A 17,396-nucleotide genomic window follows, 5' to 3' on the forward strand; every position below is an offset into this window, starting at 1 on the left:
GGCCGCCCTCGAGAACTTCGGCAGCAATGTTGCCGCATCGGAGCCAGGCGGCGGTGCCTTCGCTGAGCTTCTGCCCCTTCTGGCAGACCACGACCACGGACTGACCGGTCAGGCGGTGAGCCCAGTCCTGAACGTCGAGATGGGAGTGCCTGATGGCGCCCGGGATCAAGCGCGGATCGGCGGCGAAATCCTCATCGAGGCGGACGTCGACGAGCGTCGGCGCTTTGGCGGTGCCGATGAGACGAGACAGTTTTTCGGATGAGATCGATGTGTATGACGACATGGTGCGTCCTTGGTGAACAGGACGCGATTCTTGGGCATGTCGCCTCGCGGGGAGATCGCACATCCCCGTGCTCTGGAATTAAGACCTTGTGTTGATCGATGTCAACGGGCGTGCGCTGCGGTCACAAGCGAAACGTCCAGGTCACTGTCACTAACAGTTCACCTGCGCGGTTTGGAACAATGTTCCGACCGCGACGCAAGACTCAGACGGTCGGGATCGCTGCGATCTAGAAGCCGCAATCCCTGAATTGTTTTGCGCCGAGGTGAAATCGCGAGCCTTGCTCAACGAAGTCGACGTCCAGGCACTGGTTGCCCCGACGAAATGCGCCGATGCCGTTGCAGCGGAGATATTCGAGGTTTATCCGCCAGCGCTTCTCACGCGGCGAATAGGTCGCGAAGTCGTGTTGCGCGCTGGCGGGTCCTCTGCAAATCTCTGCGATGTATTGCCGGACTTCGGACGGCAAATTGTCGATGTGATCGGAATTCCAGGGGCCATCATTGTGCCCGATGCTGCTCTTGGACATGGCCGGCAGCACGCTCGAAAGCAGGAACGGGAGAGCCAACATCAGGATGTGGACTTTCACGCGGCGCCTCCTTGCTTGCCTCGTTAGCCTTGTTGTTGGTTTGACCTGATTCAATGCCGTTCGCGCCGCAATGTAAAGCGCGGGCAACGCCACCAGCGTGGGTGCGGCTACGCCCGCGCCCCCCAGCCATGCCTCAAGCCGGTTGACTAATATAGGGTACCCCCCTATATTATGGGTATGTCGCACACGATCAAGCACAAGTCCAAGCTCGTTGGCCGGGTTCGCCGCATCAAGGGTCAGCTGGAGGCCGTTGAGCGGGCACTGGAGTCCGAGCTCGGCTGTGCCGACGTGCTGATGCTGGTGGCCTCGGTTCGCGGCGCCATCAATGGCCTCACCGCGGAACTGCTCGAGGATCACATCCGCCATCACGTGGTGGATCCTGCCCGGGAAAAGGATCCCGAGAGAGCGCAGGGCGCCGCCGACCTGATCGACGTTGTTCGTACCTATTTGAAGTGAAGCACATGACCGATCTGTCCCAGCTGCTCCAGCAGAGCAGCGCGCATGCATGGCTGTTCATCCCCAGTGCGATCCTGCTCGGCGCTCTGCATGGTCTCGAGCCTGGCCACTCCAAGACGATGATGGCGGCCTTCATCGTCGCGATCCGCGGTACGGTGCTGCAGGCGGTGCTGCTCGGCCTGTCGGCGACGATCTCGCACACGGCCATCGTCTGGATCATCGCGTTGGCGGGACTGCATTTCGGCCAGCAATGGTCCGGCGAACGCAGCGAAGCCTGGCTGCAACTGGTATCGGCGGCGATCATCATCACGATCGCGGCCTGGATGGCCTGGCGCACCTGGCGCGAGCAGAACTCCGAGCACGACCATGACCATGACCACCATCATCACGACGAAACTCGACAATTGACCCTGGCCGGGCAATCGCTGTCGCTCGAAGTCTTCGAGGATGGTGTGCCGCCGCGCTGGCGGTTGCGCAGCGAGGCCGGGGCGCTTCCGGCAGCCGGCGAGGTCGATGTCGTGACGATCCGCGCTGACGGCAGCGAGCAGCAGTTCCGCTTCGCCGCGCGGGACGGCTATCTGGAAAGCATCGATGAAATTCCGGAACCGCATGCCTTCAAGGCCCGCGTGTCGGTGCGCGCGGACATTGTGGAAGTCCTGTTCGAGGAGCATGACCATGCGCATATGGACCTCGGCGACGCGGATGATGCGCATGCCCGCGCGCACGCTGCCGACATCCGCAAGCGCTTTGCCGGGCGGACCGTCACGACGTGGCAGATCATTCTGTTCGGCCTGACCGGCGGCCTCATTCCGTGTCCGGCGGCGATCACCGTGCTGCTGCTCTGCCTTCAGCTCAAGCAATTCAGCCTCGGCTTCGTGCTGGTGCTCTGCTTCGGCATAGGGCTTGCGATCACCATGGTCTCGGTCGGTGTCGCGGCGGCGCTCAGTCTCCGTCATGTCGAGCGTCATTGGGGTGGCTTCAGCCGCTTCGCCCAACGCGCGCCCTACGTGTCGGCCGCACTGATCGTGCTGGTCGGCCTCTACACGGGCTGGCTTGGGTTGCACGGGATCACGGCCTGATCCCACGTCCATCTTGAAAGCTGCGCGAAGTCGTCTAGACTTGTCCCTACGGGGGCAAGGCAGACTCCCCGTGAGACTTCGGTCCAAGCTCTGCGCGACACTCACGTCGTGGAGCTTGTTATGGACACAGATCAGCACATTTCCCGTCGTTCCAGAATCGCCATCCTGTGGCGTGGCGATGCCGCGTCGCGGCAGGAGGCGACGGCGCAGAACAGCCGTTTCGTTCGCGTCTTCGAAGCGCTTGCCGCTTCCGGCATCGACGCTTTTCCCGTCGTCTATGACGAGGCCGTCGCCGATCTCGTCCGCGACCAATTGCTGACCATGGACGGCGTTCTCGTCTGGGTCGATCCGATCCATCAGGGCAAGACTCGCGCGACGCTCGATCCGCTGTTACGCGAGGTTGCGGCAAAAGGCCCAATGAAACGTTCATGGGTCAGCGCACATCCCGAAATCATCCTCAAGATGGGCGTCAAGGACGTGCTCTATCGGACACGTCATCTGGGCTGGGGCGCCGACACGCATCGATACGCCACCGCGGACGCCTTCCGCGCCGAATTCCCGCCGCGCCTTCGCGCGGCCGGGCCGCGCGTGCTCAAGCAGAACCGCGGCAATGGCGGGCAGGGGGTCTGGAAGGTGGAGGCTCTGCCGAATGCGGACGCCACTGTCCGCGTGCTCCACGCGCTGCGCGGCAGCCAGCCCGAGGAGATGCCGCTGGAGGCTTTCATGGCGCGCTGCGAGCCGTATTTCGGTTGGGGCGGCTGCATCATCGATCAGGCGTTCCAGCCGCGGCTGCCCGAGGGCATGATCCGTTGCTATGTGAGCGGAACGAAGGTCGCAGGCTTCGGACACCAGCTGATCAAGGCCTTGATCCCGCCGCCGCCGGAAGGCCCGGATTCACCGCAAGCTCAACCCGGACCGCGCATCATGCACGGTCCCGACGCCGCACAATTCCAGACGCTGCGGCGGCTGATGGAGGACGAATGGATTCCGCAGTTGATGGCGACGCTGGCGATCGATGAAGCGTCGTTGCCGGTGATCTGGGATGCCGACTTCCTCTATGGTCCGCGTGATGCCGATGGTGCGGACACCTATGTGCTCTGCGAGATCAACGCGAGCTCGTGCTTCGCGATCCCCGACGAGGCGCCGGCGGCGATCGCAAGGACGGTCAGCGATCGCATTGGCCGGAACATGGAGAGCGACGCTGGACGATAGCGCAAATATCGCGCAACTCTATCCATCGTCATTGCGGGGCGACGCCTGGAGGGCGCTGTGGCATCGCGACTCAAGCACTGGCACCTCTGGAATGCTGGATCACCCGCGTGCGCGTGATGACACCGCGTGGTGTGGCAACTTGAATCGCGATCCATCCTCATCGTCGTCCTGGCGAAAGCCAGGACCCATTACCCCAAATGGAAATTGCTGTGCGACGCTGGGGTCACGATCTCGTTCACAATCAAATTCGGTGGCTATGGGTCCTGGCTTTCGCCAGGATGACGATACGGAGATTCCTTACGTTGCATTCGCCCGCGTCCCCTCCGGCGTATCCGGCTGCGCGGAGGGATGCGCGTTGGCGAACGCCGGCAGCGCCATCGCGGTGTCGTGGATGCGCTTCACGGTTGGCCAGGGCGACAGGCTGATCTGCTGGTTGATCGCCGCCGTGACATGGCCGACCAGGCAGATGTCGGCGAGGGTCGGCGCATCGCCGTGACAGAACTGGCCGGTTGCCTTGTGGCCGGCGAGGAGGCCCTCGAGCGCCGCCAGCGTCTCGACCGTCCAGTGCCGCCGCCAGGCGTTCTGCTGGCTGTCGCGCAGATCGAGCTCGCGGTCGAGATAGCGGCGCACCCGCGGCGTCAGCAGCGGATGGCCCTCGCAGGCGACGATCAGTGCAAGCCCCCGCACCCGGGCGCGGCCGAGCGCATCGGACGGTAGCAGCGGCGGGGTCGGGTAGGTCTCGTCGAGATAGTCGATGATCGCGAGCGACTGGAACAGCACCGTGCCGTCGTCGGTCACCAGCGCCGGCAGCGCCATCTGCGGATTGATCTTGCGATAGGCATCGGCGCGATGCGCGTCCGCGTCGATGTCGACGAACACGACCTCGGCCGGCACGCCCTTCAGATTGAGCGCGATCCGCACCCGAAAGCTCGCCAGCGATCGCCAGAAGGAGAAGAATTGCATGGTGTGGCCACTCCGCGAGTCTTCCCCTCTCCCCTTGTGGGAGAGGGTGGACGCGATGCAACGCATCGCGGACGGGTGAGGGGTCTGTCTCCGCGGATGGAGACCCCTCATCCGGCGTGGACTGCGTCCACGCCACCTTCTCCCACAAGGGGAGAAGGGAAGAAAGGCCTACCCCGCACCCACCTTTTTCTTCCGCCAGGCAAGGTGCACCGCGCAGGTGCAGCCCTGCGGATGCGAGGCCAGTTCCTCGTCGTTGGCGGGCGTCGCGGCGGGTGCGATCGCCGATCCCTTGGCGCCGTCCTGCGAGGGGATGTAGTTCAAGACCGGCGCGAGCCAGCGCTCGATCTCGGCCACCGTCATGGCCTTGCGCGCGGCATAGTCCTCGACCTGGTCGCGCTCGATCTTGCCGACGCCGAAATAGAAGCTTTCGGGATGCGAGAAATACAGGCCCGAGACCGACGAGCCCGGCCACATCGCGTAGCTCTCGGTCAGCTTCACGCCGGACCTGTTCTCGGCATCGAGCAGCGCGAACAGCGTCCGCTTCTCGGTGTGATCGGGCTGCGCCGGATAGCCGGGCGCGGGGCGGATGCCGTCATATTTCTCGAGGATCAATTCGTCCGCCGCGAACGTCTCGTCGGGCGCATAACCCCAGAACTCCTTGCGCACGCGCTGGTGCATGCGCTCGGCGAAGGCCTCGGCGAGACGATCGGCCAGCGCCTTGCACAGGATCGATGAGTAGTCGTCATTGGCGTTCTTGAAGCGATCGGCGACCGCATCCTCGCCGATCCCCGCCGTGACGACGAAGCCGCCGATATAGTCGGGCACGCCGGTCCCCTTTGGTGCGACGAAGTCCGACAGCGCCGCGTTGAAGCGGCCCTCGCGCTTCTCCAGCTGCTGGCGCAGCGTGTGGAAGGTCGCGATCTTCTTGGCGCGGCTCTCGTCGGCATAGACCTCGATGTCGTCACCGACGGCATTTGCCGGCCAGAAGCCGATGGTGGCCCGCGCGGTGAACCACTTCTCCTGGATGATCGTGTCGAGCATCTTGCGCGCGTCGGCATAGAGCGAGCGCGCGACCTCGCCGACCTTGGGATCGTCGAGGATCGCCGGGAAGCGGCCGGTCAATTCCCAGGTCTGGAAGAACGGCGTCCAGTCGATGTAATCGGCGAGCTCGGCGAGATCGTAGGCGTCAAAACTCTTCAGCCCGAAGAAGGCCGGTTTCTTCGGCGGCACTGCGGCAAAGTCGATTGCGACCTTGTTGGCGCGGGCGTCGTTAAGCTTCAGCCGCTTCTTGTCGGCCTGGGCGCGGAAATGCGCCGTCGAGATTTTTGCGTATTCGGCGCGCACCTCGGCGGCATAGGCCTGCTTCTTCTCGGCCGACAGCAGCGAGGAGGCGACGCCGACGGCGCGGCTCGCGTCATTGACGTGCACGACCGGGCCGCCCGGATAGTTCGGGTCGATCTTCACGGCGGTATGCACCCGGCTGGTGGTGGCGCCGCCGATCAGCAGCGGCACGTTCATGCCCTGCCGTTCCAGCTCGCCGGCGAGGAAGCTCATCTCGTCGAGCGAGGGCGTGATCAGGCCGGACAGGCCGATGATGTCGGCGCCCTCGGCCTTCGCCGTCTCGATGATCTTGTTGGCAGGCACCATGACGCCGAGGTCGATGACCTCGAAATTGTTGCACTGGAGCACGATGCCGACGATGTTCTTGCCGATGTCGTGGACGTCGCCCTTCACCGTCGCGAGCACGATCTTGCCCGCGGCGTTGCGGCCGCCGGTGATGCCGTTGGCGAGGTTGCGCGCCTTCTCCTCCTCCATGAACGGCATCAGATAGGCGACCGCCTGCTTCATCACGCGCGCCGACTTCACGACCTGCGGCAGGAACATCTTGCCGTCGCCAAACAGGTCGCCGACCACGTTCATGCCGGCCATCAGCGGGCCCTCGATGACGTCGAGCGGACGGGTGGCGTTCTGGCGCGCGGCCTCGGTGTCGGCCTCGATGAACTCGGTGATGCCGTGCACCAGCGCGTGCGACAGCCGCTTCTCGACCGGCCATTCGCGCCAGGCGAGATCCTGCTCCTTGGTCTGCTTCTCCTTGCCGCGGAATTTCTCCGCAAGCGCCAAGAGCCGCTCGGAGGCGCCCGGATCGCGGTTGAGGATCACGTCCTCGCAGGTCTGGCGCAGCTCGGGGTCGATGTCGTCATAGACGATCATCTGCCCGGCATTGACGATGCCCATGTCCATGCCGGCATGGATGGCGTGATACAGGAACACCGAGTGCATCGCCTCGCGCACCGGCTCGTTGCCGCGGAACGAGAACGACAGGTTGGAGACGCCGCCGGAGATGTGGGCGCCGGGCAGGTTCTGGCGGATCCAGCGCGTCGCCTCGATGAAGTCGACGCCGTAATTGTTGTGCTCCTCGAGGCCGGTCGCGATCGCAAAAATATTCGGATCGAAGATGATGTCCTCGGGCGGGAAGTCGAGCCGGCCCACTAGGATGTCGTAGGCGCGCTTGCAGATCTCGGTCTTGCGCGCGAACGTGTCGGCCTGGCCGGCCTCGTCGAACGCCATCACCACCACGGCGGCGCCGTGACGCTTGGCGACCGTCGCCTCGTGCAGGAATTTCTCCTCGCCTTCCTTCATCGAGATCGAGTTCACGATGGGCTTGCCCTGGATGCATTTCAGGCCAGCCTCGATGACGTGGAATTTCGAGGAGTCGACCATCACGGGCACGCGTGCGATGTCGGGCTCGGCGGCGACGAGGTTGAGGAACGTCACCATCGCCGCTTCAGAGTCAAGGAGACCCTCGTCCATGTTGACGTCGATGACCTGGGCGCCGTTCTCGACCTGGTCGCGTGCGACCTGAAGCGCGGCGGTGTAGTCGCCCGCGGTGATCAGCTTGCGGAAGCGCGCCGAACCCGTGACGTTGGTGCGTTCGCCGACGTTCACGAACGGGATCGCGTCGGTCAGCGTGAACGGCTCGAGTCCGGAGAGCTTGAGACGCGGTTCGATCTCGGGCACGACGCGCGGCTTGTGCGGGGCGACGGCCTTGGCGATCGCGGCGATATGGTCTGGCGTGGTGCCGCAGCAACCGCCCACGATGTTGACGAGGCCGGCGGCGGCGAATTCGCCGATCAGCCGCGCCATGTAGTCCGGCGTCTCGTCATACTGGCCGAACTCGTTGGGCAGGCCGGCGTTCGGGTAAGCACAGACCAGCGTGTCCGCGACGCGGCCGATATCGGCGATGTGCGCGCGCAGATCCTCGGCGCCGAGTGCGCAGTTGAAGCCGATCGTGATCGGCTTGGCGTGCCGCACCGAATGCCAGAACGCCTCCGGCAATTGCCCGGAGAGCAGGCGGCCGGATTTGTCGGTGATGGTGCCGGAAATCATCACGGGCACGTCGATGCCGCGCTCCTCGATGATCTCGGCGATCGCATACAGCGCCGCCTTGGCGTTCAGCGTGTCGAAGATGGTCTCGACCAGCAGCAGGTCGGCGCCGCCGTCGAGCAGGCCCTTGGCCTGTTCGCCATAGGCCTTGCGCAGATCGTCGAAGGTCACCGCGCGATAGCCGGGATTGGAGACGTCGGGCGAGATCGAGGCGGTGCGGTTGGTCGGGCCGAGCGCGCCGGCGACGAAGCGTTGTTTGCCGTCCTCGGCGCTCACCCGCTCGGCGGCGGCGCGTGCGAGCCGCGCACCCTGCAGGTTCAGCTCATAAGCGAGGTCCGACATGTCGTAGTCGGCCTGCGCGATCGAGGTGGAGGAGAAGGTGTTGGTCGCGACGATGTCGGCACCAGCACGCAGGTAAGCGGCGTGGATGTCCGTGATCGCCTCGGGCTGGGTCAGGATCAGGAGATCGTTGTTGCCCTTGATGTCGCGGTGGAAGCCCGCAAAGCGTTCGCCACGGAAGGCGGCTTCGTCGAACTGCAAGCCCTGGATCATCGTGCCCATGGCGCCGTCGAGCACCAGGATGCGCTCGCGGGCAGCCGCGAGCAAAGCGTTACGCTTGGGAGAAACCGGAACGGACATCGATCGCTTTCTGGGTCAGGCAGCTTTTTGGGCACCGGTCGGCCGGATGCCGAGCAGGTGGCTGATCGCGAACACGAGGTCCGCGCGGTTCATGGTGTAGAAGTGGAAGGTGTCGACGCCGTGCTTGAACAGCTTCTGCACCTGGCCGGCGGCGACGGTGGCGGCGACCAGCTTGCGGGTCTCGGCGTCATTGTCGAGGCCCTCGAATTTCTCGGCGAGCCAGTCCGGCACGCTGGTGCCGGCGCGCGTCACGAAATTGCGGGCCTGCTTGAAATTGTGCATCGGCATGATGCCAGGCACGATCGGAATCTCGATGCCGCGTGCGCGCACCCGGTCGACGTAGCGATGATAGAGGTCGTTGTCGAAGAATACCTGGGTGATCGCGCGCGTCGCGCCGGCATCGACCTTGGCCTTCAGGGTGTCGATGTCGGTATCGAAATCCTTGGCTTCCGGATGCTTCTCAGGATAGGCGGACACCGAGATCTCGATGTCGGCGTGGCGCTTCTTGATGCCGGCGACGAGCTCGGCCGAGCTCTGGTAGCCGTCGGGATGGGTGAAGTAGGGCGTGCCGATGCCGCCGGGCGGATCGCCGCGCAGCGCCACGATGTGGCGGACACCGACCTCATGATAGCGGTCGACGATCTCGTCGATCTCGCTGCGCGAGGCGCTGACGCAGGTCAGATGCGCGGCCGGCAGCAGATCGGTCTCGCGAAGGATGCGACTGATGGTGGAATGGGTGCGCTCGCGGGTCGAGCCGCCGGCGCCGTAGGTGACCGAGACGAAGTTCGGCGTCAGGGGCGCCAGGCGCTTGATGGTCTCCCAGAGATTGCGCTCCATCTCCTCCGTCTTCGGCGGGAAGAACTCGAAGGAGATTTTCGGCGCTTTCGGCGCGCGCTGCCCGTTCGGCAGGGAGGAAATGGTCTCGGTCATGATACGCAAGGGCTCCGCAACTGGAGGGCAGATGTCCGGCCTGGATATGGTGACCCTAAGATAGGCCAAACCGGTGGGCCGAAACAGCCCATCGGATGTGGGAAATTGCCCATTGAAGACGTAGATTTGGTCAAAATGAGCGATCGAGAACGCGGGGTGGGCTGTGACGACGGTTGACGAGTTTTAGGGTTATATCCTTGATATATAATAATAAAAATAGATATTTACGGCGCTGATTAGACGTCGGGATCAGCCGTGGGCAAGCCGGAATGTCAATGAATCTTCGTATTTCGTCCCAAGAGCCGCAATGACCGGCGCCGACTTTCCGGTGCGGGACTGCTCTGCGCGGCCGGTGTCTTTGTCTCCTCGCGGTGCCACATTAGGTTGTCGGCCATGATCCCGCTCTCCGTCCTCGACCTGTCCGTCGTCACGTCTGGCACCAGGCCCGCCGCTGCGCTCCGTAACAGCATCGATCTGGCGCGCCATGTCGATGGTCTCGGCTACGTCAGATACTGGCTCGCCGAACACCACAACCTCGCCTCGGTCGCGAGCCCGGCGCCCGATTTGATGATCGGGCAGATTGCGGCGGTGACGCAGCATATCCGGGTCGGCTCCGGCGGCGTGATGCTGCCCAACCACGCACCGCTCGTGGTCGCCGAGCGCTTCAAGATGCTTGAGGCGCTGTTTCCCGGCCGCATCGATCTTGGCCTCGGTCGTGCGCCCGGCACCGATGGCGCCACGGCCTACGCGCTACGCAGCCGGCTCGATCGCCGTGAGGGCGACGACTTCCTCGAGCGGTTGCACGAGTTGACGCTTTGGGAGACGCGCGATTTCCCGGCCGGCCATCCCTACAACAATGTGGTGGCGATGCCGGATGATTCGCCGCTGCCGCCGATCTGGCTGCTCGGCTCGAGCGACTATTCGGCCGAACTCGCCGCCCAGGTCGGGATGGGGTTTGCGTTCGCGCATCATTTTGCCACTCACGACGCAATTGCGGCGATGACGAATTATCGCGCGCATTTCAAGCCGTCGGGCTGGCGTACGACGCCGCAGTCGATCCTGGCGGTCGCCGTGGTCACGGCCGAGACCGACGCGGAAGCCGAGCGGCTTGCGATGTCGATGGACCTCAACCGGCTGCGCCGCGATCGCGGCCAGTATCTGCCGCTGCCGAGCGTCGAGGAGGCCGAGGCCTATCCCTACATCGACGCCGAGCGCGCCTCGATCGCGCGCAACCGCGCGCGGTTCTTCGTCGGCAGCCCCGCAACCGTGATGACGAAGCTGGAGTCGCTGATCGCGGCGTGCCAGGCCGACGAGCTGATGGTGATCACCGCGGTTTATGACCACGAAGCGCGGAAGAAGTCGTACGGCCTGCTTGCCGAGGCGTTCGGGCTTGCGAAGAAGGAAGTCGCATTATGATCGTCCCGGCCTAGTGCGCAATTGCGCACTAGGCCGGGACGACGTGTGGAAAGATTGCGCTCGCCTGACTTAGGCCTGCGTCTCGCTGAAGGTCGCGCGGAACGGGTGGCCGGGATAGACGCCGACGATGCGGAATTCGCGCGAGAAGAATTTCAATTCCTCCAGCGCAAAGGCAAGTCCGCGGTCGTCGGGGTGGCCGTCGACATCGGCATAGAATTGCGTGGCAAAGAAATTGCCGTCGACCATGTAGCTTTCGAGCTTGGTCATATTGACGCCGTTGGTGGCGAAGCCGCCGAGTGCCTTGTAGAGCGCGGCGGGCAGATTGCGCACCCGGAAAACAAAACTGGTGACCAGCGGCCCCGAGCCCTGCGCGGCCCATTTGGCCTCGCGCGCCAGCACCACGAAGCGGGTGGTGTTGTGGGCCTCGTCCTCGATGTCCTCGGCGAGAATATCGAGGCCATAGATATCGGCGGCGAGGCGCGAGGCGATCGCCGCCACGCTCTTGTCGCCGCGCTCGGAGATGTCGCGGGCGCTGCCGGCGGTGTCGCCGGCGACGATCGGCCGGATGCCGAGCTTGCGGATGATGCGCCGGCACTGGCCCAGCGCGTGGACGTGGCTCTCCACGCTCTTGATGTCGGCGAGCTTGGTGCCCTTCACCGCCATCAGCTGGTGGCGGATCGGCAAGAACCATTCGCCAACGATGAACAGGCCCGAGGCGGGCAGCAGATGATGGATGTCGGCGACGCGGCCGGCGACCGAATTCTCGATCGGGATCATGCCGAGATCGGCCTCGCCGGAGGAAATCACCGCCAGCGCGTCCTCGAAGGTCGGGCAGGGCATCGGCTCGGCGTCGGGATACGCCTCGGCGATCGCGATGTGGGAATTGGCGCCAGGCTCGCCCTGGAACGCGATTTTCAGCTTCTTGGTCATGGCGGGCCTTTTAGCACCCGGTCAGGCTTTGGAAAGTATTCTGCGGGCGGTTTCAAGGTCGGCCGGGGTGTCCACGCCGCGGGGGACGGTGTCGACGATGGTGATGTCGATCCGCATCCCGGCCTCCAGTGCGCGCAGCTGCTCGAGCTTCTCCTGCTGCTCCAGCGGCGAGGGCGGCAGCCGCACGAACCGCTCCAGGGCGGCACGGCGGTAGGCGTAGAGGCCGATATGGTGGTAGCGCGGTCCATCGCCATAAGGCGCGGTGGCGCGGGTGAAATAGAGCGCGCGCAGCCGGTTCGCGCCAATCGGCGAGCCGACCGCCTTGACGACGCTGGGGGCCTGATCCTCCTCCTCGGTATGGATGCGCGAGGCCAGGGTCGAAATGTCGACGGTGGGGTCGGCGAGCGGCGGCATCACGCTGCGGATCGTTTCGGGCGTGATGGTCGGGAAGTCGCCCTGCAGATTGACCACGATCTCGGCAGCGCCGCCGGGGTCGAGGATCGTCATCGCTTCATGGATCCGGTCCGAGCCGGAGGGATGGTCCGGGCGGGTCATGACCACCTCGCCGCCGGCAGCCTTCACCGCGGCTGCGATCTCGGCCGTGTCGGTTGCGACCGCGACCCGGCCGATCCCGGCCGCCTCGGCGCGCCGCAGCACATGGACGATCATCGGCGCGCCCGCGATATCGAGCAGCGGTTTGCCGGGGAGGCGCGTGGCGGCCATGCGGGCCGGAATCAGCACCAAGGTACGGGGTTGGGTCATTCGTGTCGGGGCCCGTCCGGCCTGCGGAAATTGGCGGGGAGGAGGTTGAATTCGGCGCGTTTATACGGGTTGCCAGAGCGCGGGCAAACCGATATCTCAACCCTGCTTGGGGCGGTGCGATAAGGCCGATTCCCAGGTCTTTCCTCGCGGCCGTATTCCCGGCCTGAAGTCGACATTCAAGGCCCGGAGCCTGACCGAAATGGACTCCTTCGAACTCAACAAAATCCTCGGTGCGGTTCTCGGCACCTGCATCGTCGTCCTGGTGATGAGCTTTACCGCCGGATCGGTCTTTTCGGCCAAGATGCCGGAGAAGCCGGGTTTTGAGATCGCGGTGAAGGAAGAGTCCCATGGCGGTGGCGGCGAGGCCGCTGCGGCCGCCTCCGAGCCGATCGAGAAGCTGCTGCAGACCGCTTCCGCCGAGAAGGGCGCAGCTGCCGCCAAGAAGTGTCAGGCCTGCCATACCTTCGAAAAGGGCGGCCCCAACCGCGTCGGTCCGAACCTGTTCGGCATCGTCGGCGAGAAGAAGGGCGAGGGCCGTGGCTTCAATTTCTCGGCCGCGATGAAGGGCAAGGGCGGCGACTGGTCGTTCGACGACCTGAACAAGTTCCTGACCAACCCGAAGGCCTTCGTCCCGGGCACCGCGATGGGCTTCGCCGGCGTGCCGAAGGACAGCGAGCGCGCCGACATCATCGCCTATCTGAATTCGAACTCGGAGCACCCGGCTCCGCTCCCGACCGCTTCGAAGTAACGAATTGCTTCGCGCAAGCATGCGGATGAAACGGCCAGGCAATGCCTGGCCGTTTTCGCATGGGGAATCCGTTGTCGCGGGGGTTGTTATCGGGACGTTTCGCCGCACCGATATTGTTCCCGGGCCAATATCATGAGGAAAAAGCAACGTAATTTGTCGAACCGTTGCCTTATATTGGGTCCCATGTAACCGGGGCCGCAAGCAGGAACACCGAATTTGGCGATCACCCGACGACACCTCCTTCAAGGCAGCGCACTGGCGGCACTCGCTCCCGCGCTCGGACTGAACTCCAGCCTGTCGGCGATCACGCCGGCGCTCGCCGACGACGCCCCCAACGGGCTGAAATGGCGCCACGGCCTCTCCACCTACGGCGAGATCAAGTACCCGGCTGACTTCAAGCGCTACGACTACGTCAAGCCGGACGCGCCGAAGGGTGGCGTGGTGCGGCTGTTCCAGCCCGGCACCTACGATAGCTTCAACCTGGTCGTTGCGGGATTGAAGGGCACCGTCGCCGCGGCGGTCGCCCGCATCTACGACTCGCTGATGGAAGCTTCCCTCGACGAGCCCGACACCTATTACGGCGAGCTCGCCGAGGCTGCGGCCTTTCCCGACGATTTCTCCTACGTGATCTACCGCCTCCGTCCCGGGTCGCGCTGGCACGACGGCAAGCCGGTCACGCCGGAGGACGTGATTTTCTCCTTCGAGGCGCTGAAGGCGAACAGCCCGATGTTCAGCGCCTACTACCGGCATATCGCAAAGGCCGAGAAGATCGGCGACCGCGACGTCAAGTTCACCTTCGACAGCCCGGGCAACCGCGAGCTGCCGATGATCACCGGCCAGCTCATCATCCTGCCCAAGCATTGGTGGGAGGGCACCGACGCGCAGGGCAAGAAGCGCGACATCACCGCGAGCACGCTGGAGCCGCCGCTTGGGTCGGGCCCCTACAAGATCAAGGAGTTCGTCGCCGGACGATCGGTCGTGCTCGAGCGCGTCAAGGATTACTGGGGCAAGGACATCCCCGTTGCGATCGGGCAGAACAATTTCGACGAACTGCGCTACGAGTATTTCCGCGACGACACCGTCGCGCGCGAGGCGCTGAAGGCTGACGGGTTCGATTGGTACAACGAGCGCAGCGCCAAGGAATGGGCGTCGGCCTACGACGTCCCCCCGGTGCGTGAGAACCGCCTGCTCAAGGAGCTCTTCACCGTCCGCAATCAGGGCCGCATGCAGGGCTGGGTGTTCAACCTGAGGCGCCCGAAATTCGCGGACCCCAGGCTGCGCCGGGCCTTCAACTATGCGTTCGATTTCGAAGAGATGAACCGCGTGCTCTCGACCGGCGAGTACCATCGCGATTCCAGCTATTTCGACGGCATCCCCGATCTGATGGCGACCGGCCTGCCGGAAGGCAAGGAGCTCGAGATCCTGGAGACGGTGCGCGACAAGGTGCCGCCGGACGTCTTCACCACGCCCTACGCGAACCCGGTCGGCGGCACGCCGGAAAACGTGCGCGCCAATCTGCGCGAGGCGACGCGGCTGTTGAAGGAAGCCGGCTTCGAGATCCGCGATCGCAAGCTGGTCGACTCCTCGGGCCAGCCGTTTACGGTCGAGATCCTCGGCAACAGCGGCGATTCCGGCATGGAGCGGATCACGCTGTTCTACAAGCCGAGCCTGGAGCGCCTCGGCATCACCGTCAATCTGCGCGCCGTCGACACCGTGCAGTACCAGAACCGGGTGCGCGATTTCGATTTCGAGATGGTCACCCAGGTGTGGGGCCAGTCGATCTCGCCCGGCAACGAACAGCGCGACAATTTCGGTTCGCAGGCTGCCGACCGTCCGGGCTCGAACAATCTTCCCGGCATCAAGAATCCGGCCGTCGACGCCATCATCGAGCGCATCATCTTCGCCAACAGCCGCGCCGATCAGATCGCCGCCGCCAAGGCGCTGGATCGGGTTCTGCTCTGGAACTTCTATTGCGTTCCACACTTCAATTACGACAAGCAGCGCTATGTCTATTGGGATCGCTTCAGCCATCCCGATCCGCTGCCGAAATACGCGGTTTCAGGATTCCCAAATCTTTGGTGGTACGACGCCGACAAGGCAGCCAAGCTCAAGCGTTCATAAGCCCAAGGATCCGCGCATGGCGCTATTCTCCCGTCGGCACGCACTCGGCCTCGGCATCGGTGCGTTGAGTGCTGCAGGCTTGCGAACTGCACCGGCAGTGGCCGACAACGGGGCCGACATGCACGGCATGTCGGTGTTCGGCGACCTGAAATATCCCGCGGATTTCCAAATCTTCGACTACGTCAATCCGAAAGCGCCGAAGGGCGGCGCGTTCTCGGTGATTCCGTGGGTGCGGGCCTACAACCAGTCCTACTACACCTTCAACTCGCTGAACGCCTATGTCCTGAAAGGCGAGGGCGCGCAGGGCATGGACATGACGTTCGCGGCGCTGATGTCGCGCGCCAATGACGAGCCCGACGCAATGTACGGCTTTGCCGCGAAGTCGGTGCAGATCTCGCCCGACAAGCTGACCTACCGCTTCGCCATGCGCCCCGAAGCGCGCTTCCATGACGGCTCGAAGCTGACCGCACAGGATGTCGCCTTCTCGCTCAATACACTGAAGGAAAAGGGGCATCCGCTGATCCAGGTGCAGCTCCGCGATTTCGTCAAGGCTGAGGCGCCCGATGACGCGACCGTGGTGGTGACCTTCGCAGCGGGTCGCGCGCGCGACGTGCCGCTCTATGTCGCGAGCCTGCCGATCTTCTCCAAGGCCTACTACGCGACGCGCTCGTTCGAGGAATCGACGCTCGATGCGCCGCTCGGTTCGGGGCCGTACAGGGTCGGCCGGTTCGAGGTCAACCGCTACGTCGAATACGACCGCGTCAAGGACTGGTGGGGCGCCGATCTTCCGGTCAATCGCGGCAGCTACAATTTCGACACCGTGCGCTACGAATTCTATCGCGACCGCGATGTGGCGTTCGAGGGCTTCACCTCGAAGAGCTATCTGTTCCGCGAGGAGTTCACCGCGCGGGTCTGGGCAACACGCTACGATTTCCCCGCGGTCAAGGACGGCCGGGTCAAGCGCGAGACGCTGCCCGACGACACGCCGTCCGGTGCGCAGGGCTGGTTCATCAACATGCGCCGCGACAAGTTCAAGGATCCACGCGTGCGCGAGGCGCTGATCTGCGCCTTCGACTTCGAGTGGACCAACAAGACCATCATGTACGATGCCTATGCGCGCACCGTCTCACCGTTCCAGAACTCGGACATGGTGGCGGAAGGGCCTCCCTCACCGGAGGAGCTTGCGTTGCTCGAGCCGTTCCGCGGCCAGGTGCCCGACGAGGTGTTCGGCCTGCCGTTCGTGCCGCCGATGTCAGACGGCTCCGGTCAGGACCGTGCGCTGCTGCGCAAGGCGGTGCAACTGCTCAACGAGGCCGGCTGCGTGGTCAAGGACGGCAAGCGCGTGCTGCCGAACGGCACGCCCATTACCATCGAATTCCTCAACGACGAGCCCTCGCTGCAACCGCACCACGGGCCATACATCAAGAATCTCGGCACGCTCGGCATCGATGCGACGTTCCGCCTGGTCGATGCGGTGCAATACCGCGCCCGGGTGGAAGACTTCGATTTCGACATGACCATGCAGCGCTTCAGCTTCTCGGCGACGCCCGGCGACAGCATGCGGCCATTCTTCTCCTCCCAGGCAGCGAAGACCAAGGGCTCCTACAATCTCGCAGGCATCGCCAATCCTGCGATCGATGAGTTGATCGAGAAGATCATCGGCGCGAACAGCCGCCATGAGCTGACGGTCGCCTGCCGCGCCTTCGACCGCGTGTTTCGCGCCGGTCGCTACTGGGTGCCGCAATGGTACCGCAACACGCATCCGATCGCCTATTGGGATCAGTTCGGCCATACCGAGAAGCTGGCAAAATACACCCAGGGCGTCGGCGCGCCGGAGAATTGGTGGTACGATGCGGCCAAGGCCGCGAAGCTCGAGCAGGCGAAGTAGCC

14 protein-coding genes are annotated in these 17,396 nt (G+C 64.3%); 7 read left to right on the forward strand and 7 right to left on the reverse strand.

The window, feature by feature from the left end; translation table 11 throughout:
• Positions 1-283 (reverse strand): rhodanese-like domain-containing protein (locus Q0030_RS09415; RefSeq protein ID WP_298365800.1); only part of this gene is annotated, 283 nt, incomplete at its 3' end.
• 226 nt (positions 284-509) lie between these two features.
• Complete coding sequence (locus tag Q0030_RS09420; RefSeq protein WP_298365803.1) at positions 510-953, reverse strand: hypothetical protein; 444 nt, start codon at positions 951-953, stop codon at positions 510-512.
• A gap of 90 nt (positions 954-1,043) precedes the next feature.
• Between Q0030_RS09420 and Q0030_RS09425 the strand changes: the two genes are divergently transcribed.
• The 3 genes from Q0030_RS09425 to Q0030_RS09435 all read left to right on the forward strand — a co-directional run bounded on the left by Q0030_RS09425 (position 1,044) and on the right by Q0030_RS09435 (position 3,613).
• The gene (locus tag Q0030_RS09425; RefSeq protein ID WP_050406339.1) at positions 1,044-1,322 is read left to right on the forward strand and encodes a metal/formaldehyde-sensitive transcriptional repressor; all 279 of its coding nucleotides are present in this window, start codon (positions 1,044-1,046) and stop codon (positions 1,320-1,322) included.
• 5 nt (positions 1,323-1,327) lie between these two features.
• On the forward strand, positions 1,328-2,401 hold the full coding sequence (locus Q0030_RS09430; RefSeq protein ID WP_298365805.1) for a nickel/cobalt efflux transporter: 1,074 nt from the start codon (positions 1,328-1,330) through the stop codon (positions 2,399-2,401).
• A 120-nt stretch (positions 2,402-2,521) separates the two neighbouring features.
• A complete protein-coding gene (locus Q0030_RS09435) occupies positions 2,522-3,613 on the forward strand; it encodes a Cj0069 family protein (RefSeq protein WP_298365807.1) in 1,092 nt (363 codons plus the stop codon).
• A gap of 297 nt (positions 3,614-3,910) precedes the next feature.
• On the opposite strand, the gene maiA is transcribed toward Q0030_RS09435, so the two are convergent.
• The 3 genes from maiA to metF all read right to left on the reverse strand — a co-directional run bounded on the left by maiA (position 3,911) and on the right by metF (position 9,529).
• Entirely contained in the window at positions 3,911-4,576 is a 666-nt protein-coding gene (gene maiA / locus Q0030_RS09440) for a maleylacetoacetate isomerase (protein ID WP_298365809.1), read from the reverse strand.
• A gap of 168 nt (positions 4,577-4,744) precedes the next feature.
• The gene (gene metH, locus Q0030_RS09445) at positions 4,745-8,599 is read right to left on the reverse strand and encodes a methionine synthase (protein WP_298365811.1); all 3,855 of its coding nucleotides are present in this window, start codon (positions 8,597-8,599) and stop codon (positions 4,745-4,747) included.
• Positions 8,600-8,614: 15 nt separating this feature from the next.
• Positions 8,615-9,529 (reverse strand): methylenetetrahydrofolate reductase [NAD(P)H], encoded by a 915-nt coding sequence (gene metF, locus Q0030_RS09450; protein ID WP_298365813.1) that lies wholly within the window; start codon positions 9,527-9,529, stop codon positions 8,615-8,617.
• A gap of 393 nt (positions 9,530-9,922) precedes the next feature.
• Between metF and Q0030_RS09455 the strand changes: the two genes are divergently transcribed.
• Positions 9,923-10,945: an LLM class flavin-dependent oxidoreductase gene (locus Q0030_RS09455; protein WP_298365815.1), complete on the forward strand. Its 1,023-nt coding sequence runs from the start codon at positions 9,923-9,925 to the stop codon at positions 10,943-10,945.
• A 69-nt stretch (positions 10,946-11,014) separates the two neighbouring features.
• Here Q0030_RS09455 and Q0030_RS09460 read toward each other — a convergent pair whose 3' ends face one another.
• Complete coding sequence (locus tag Q0030_RS09460) at positions 11,015-11,875, reverse strand: prephenate dehydratase (RefSeq protein WP_298365818.1); 861 nt, start codon at positions 11,873-11,875, stop codon at positions 11,015-11,017.
• Between the two features lie 21 nt (positions 11,876-11,896).
• Positions 11,897-12,637: a 3-deoxy-manno-octulosonate cytidylyltransferase gene (locus Q0030_RS09465; RefSeq protein WP_298365820.1), complete on the reverse strand. Its 741-nt coding sequence runs from the start codon at positions 12,635-12,637 to the stop codon at positions 11,897-11,899.
• 199 nt (positions 12,638-12,836) lie between these two features.
• On the opposite strand from Q0030_RS09465, the gene Q0030_RS09470 reads away from it, so the two are divergent.
• The 3 genes from Q0030_RS09470 (at position 12,837) to Q0030_RS09480 (ending at position 17,394) form a co-directional block, all read left to right on the forward strand.
• Entirely contained in the window at positions 12,837-13,385 is a 549-nt protein-coding gene (locus Q0030_RS09470; RefSeq protein WP_298365822.1) for a cytochrome c family protein, read from the forward strand.
• 216 nt (positions 13,386-13,601) lie between these two features.
• Positions 13,602-15,506 carry an extracellular solute-binding protein gene (locus Q0030_RS09475; protein ID WP_298365824.1) on the forward strand — a complete coding sequence of 635 codons (1,905 nt, stop codon included), beginning with the start codon at positions 13,602-13,604 and terminating at the stop codon, positions 15,504-15,506.
• A gap of 16 nt (positions 15,507-15,522) precedes the next feature.
• On the forward strand, positions 15,523-17,394 hold the full coding sequence (locus Q0030_RS09480; RefSeq protein ID WP_298365826.1) for an extracellular solute-binding protein: 1,872 nt from the start codon (positions 15,523-15,525) through the stop codon (positions 17,392-17,394).
• Positions 17,395-17,396 lie beyond the last annotated feature (2 nt).

Source organism: uncultured Bradyrhizobium sp., from assembly GCF_947648125.1.
GTDB lineage: Bacteria > Pseudomonadota > Alphaproteobacteria > Rhizobiales > Xanthobacteraceae > Bradyrhizobium.

Coding starts and splice junctions, on each gene's coding strand:
- Q0030_RS09425 (WP_050406339.1), top strand. CDS start 1,044: ATGTCGCACACGATCAAGCACAAGTCCAAGCTCGTTGGCCGGGTTCGC.
- Q0030_RS09430 (WP_298365805.1), top strand. CDS start 1,328: ATGACCGATCTGTCCCAGCTGCTCCAGCAGAGCAGCGCGCATGCATGG.
- Q0030_RS09435 (WP_298365807.1), top strand. CDS start 2,522: ATGGACACAGATCAGCACATTTCCCGTCGTTCCAGAATCGCCATCCTG.
- maiA (WP_298365809.1), bottom strand. CDS start 4,576: ATGCAATTCTTCTCCTTCTGGCGATCGCTGGCGAGCTTTCGGGTGCGG.
- metH (WP_298365811.1), bottom strand. CDS start 8,599: ATGTCCGTTCCGGTTTCTCCCAAGCGTAACGCTTTGCTCGCGGCTGCC.
- metF (WP_298365813.1), bottom strand. CDS start 9,529: ATGACCGAGACCATTTCCTCCCTGCCGAACGGGCAGCGCGCGCCGAAA.
- Q0030_RS09455 (WP_298365815.1), top strand. CDS start 9,923: ATGATCCCGCTCTCCGTCCTCGACCTGTCCGTCGTCACGTCTGGCACC.
- Q0030_RS09460 (WP_298365818.1), bottom strand. CDS start 11,875: ATGACCAAGAAGCTGAAAATCGCGTTCCAGGGCGAGCCTGGCGCCAAT.
- Q0030_RS09465 (WP_298365820.1), bottom strand. CDS start 12,637: ATGACCCAACCCCGTACCTTGGTGCTGATTCCGGCCCGCATGGCCGCC.
- Q0030_RS09470 (WP_298365822.1), top strand. CDS start 12,837: ATGGACTCCTTCGAACTCAACAAAATCCTCGGTGCGGTTCTCGGCACC.
- Q0030_RS09480 (WP_298365826.1), top strand. CDS start 15,523: ATGGCGCTATTCTCCCGTCGGCACGCACTCGGCCTCGGCATCGGTGCG.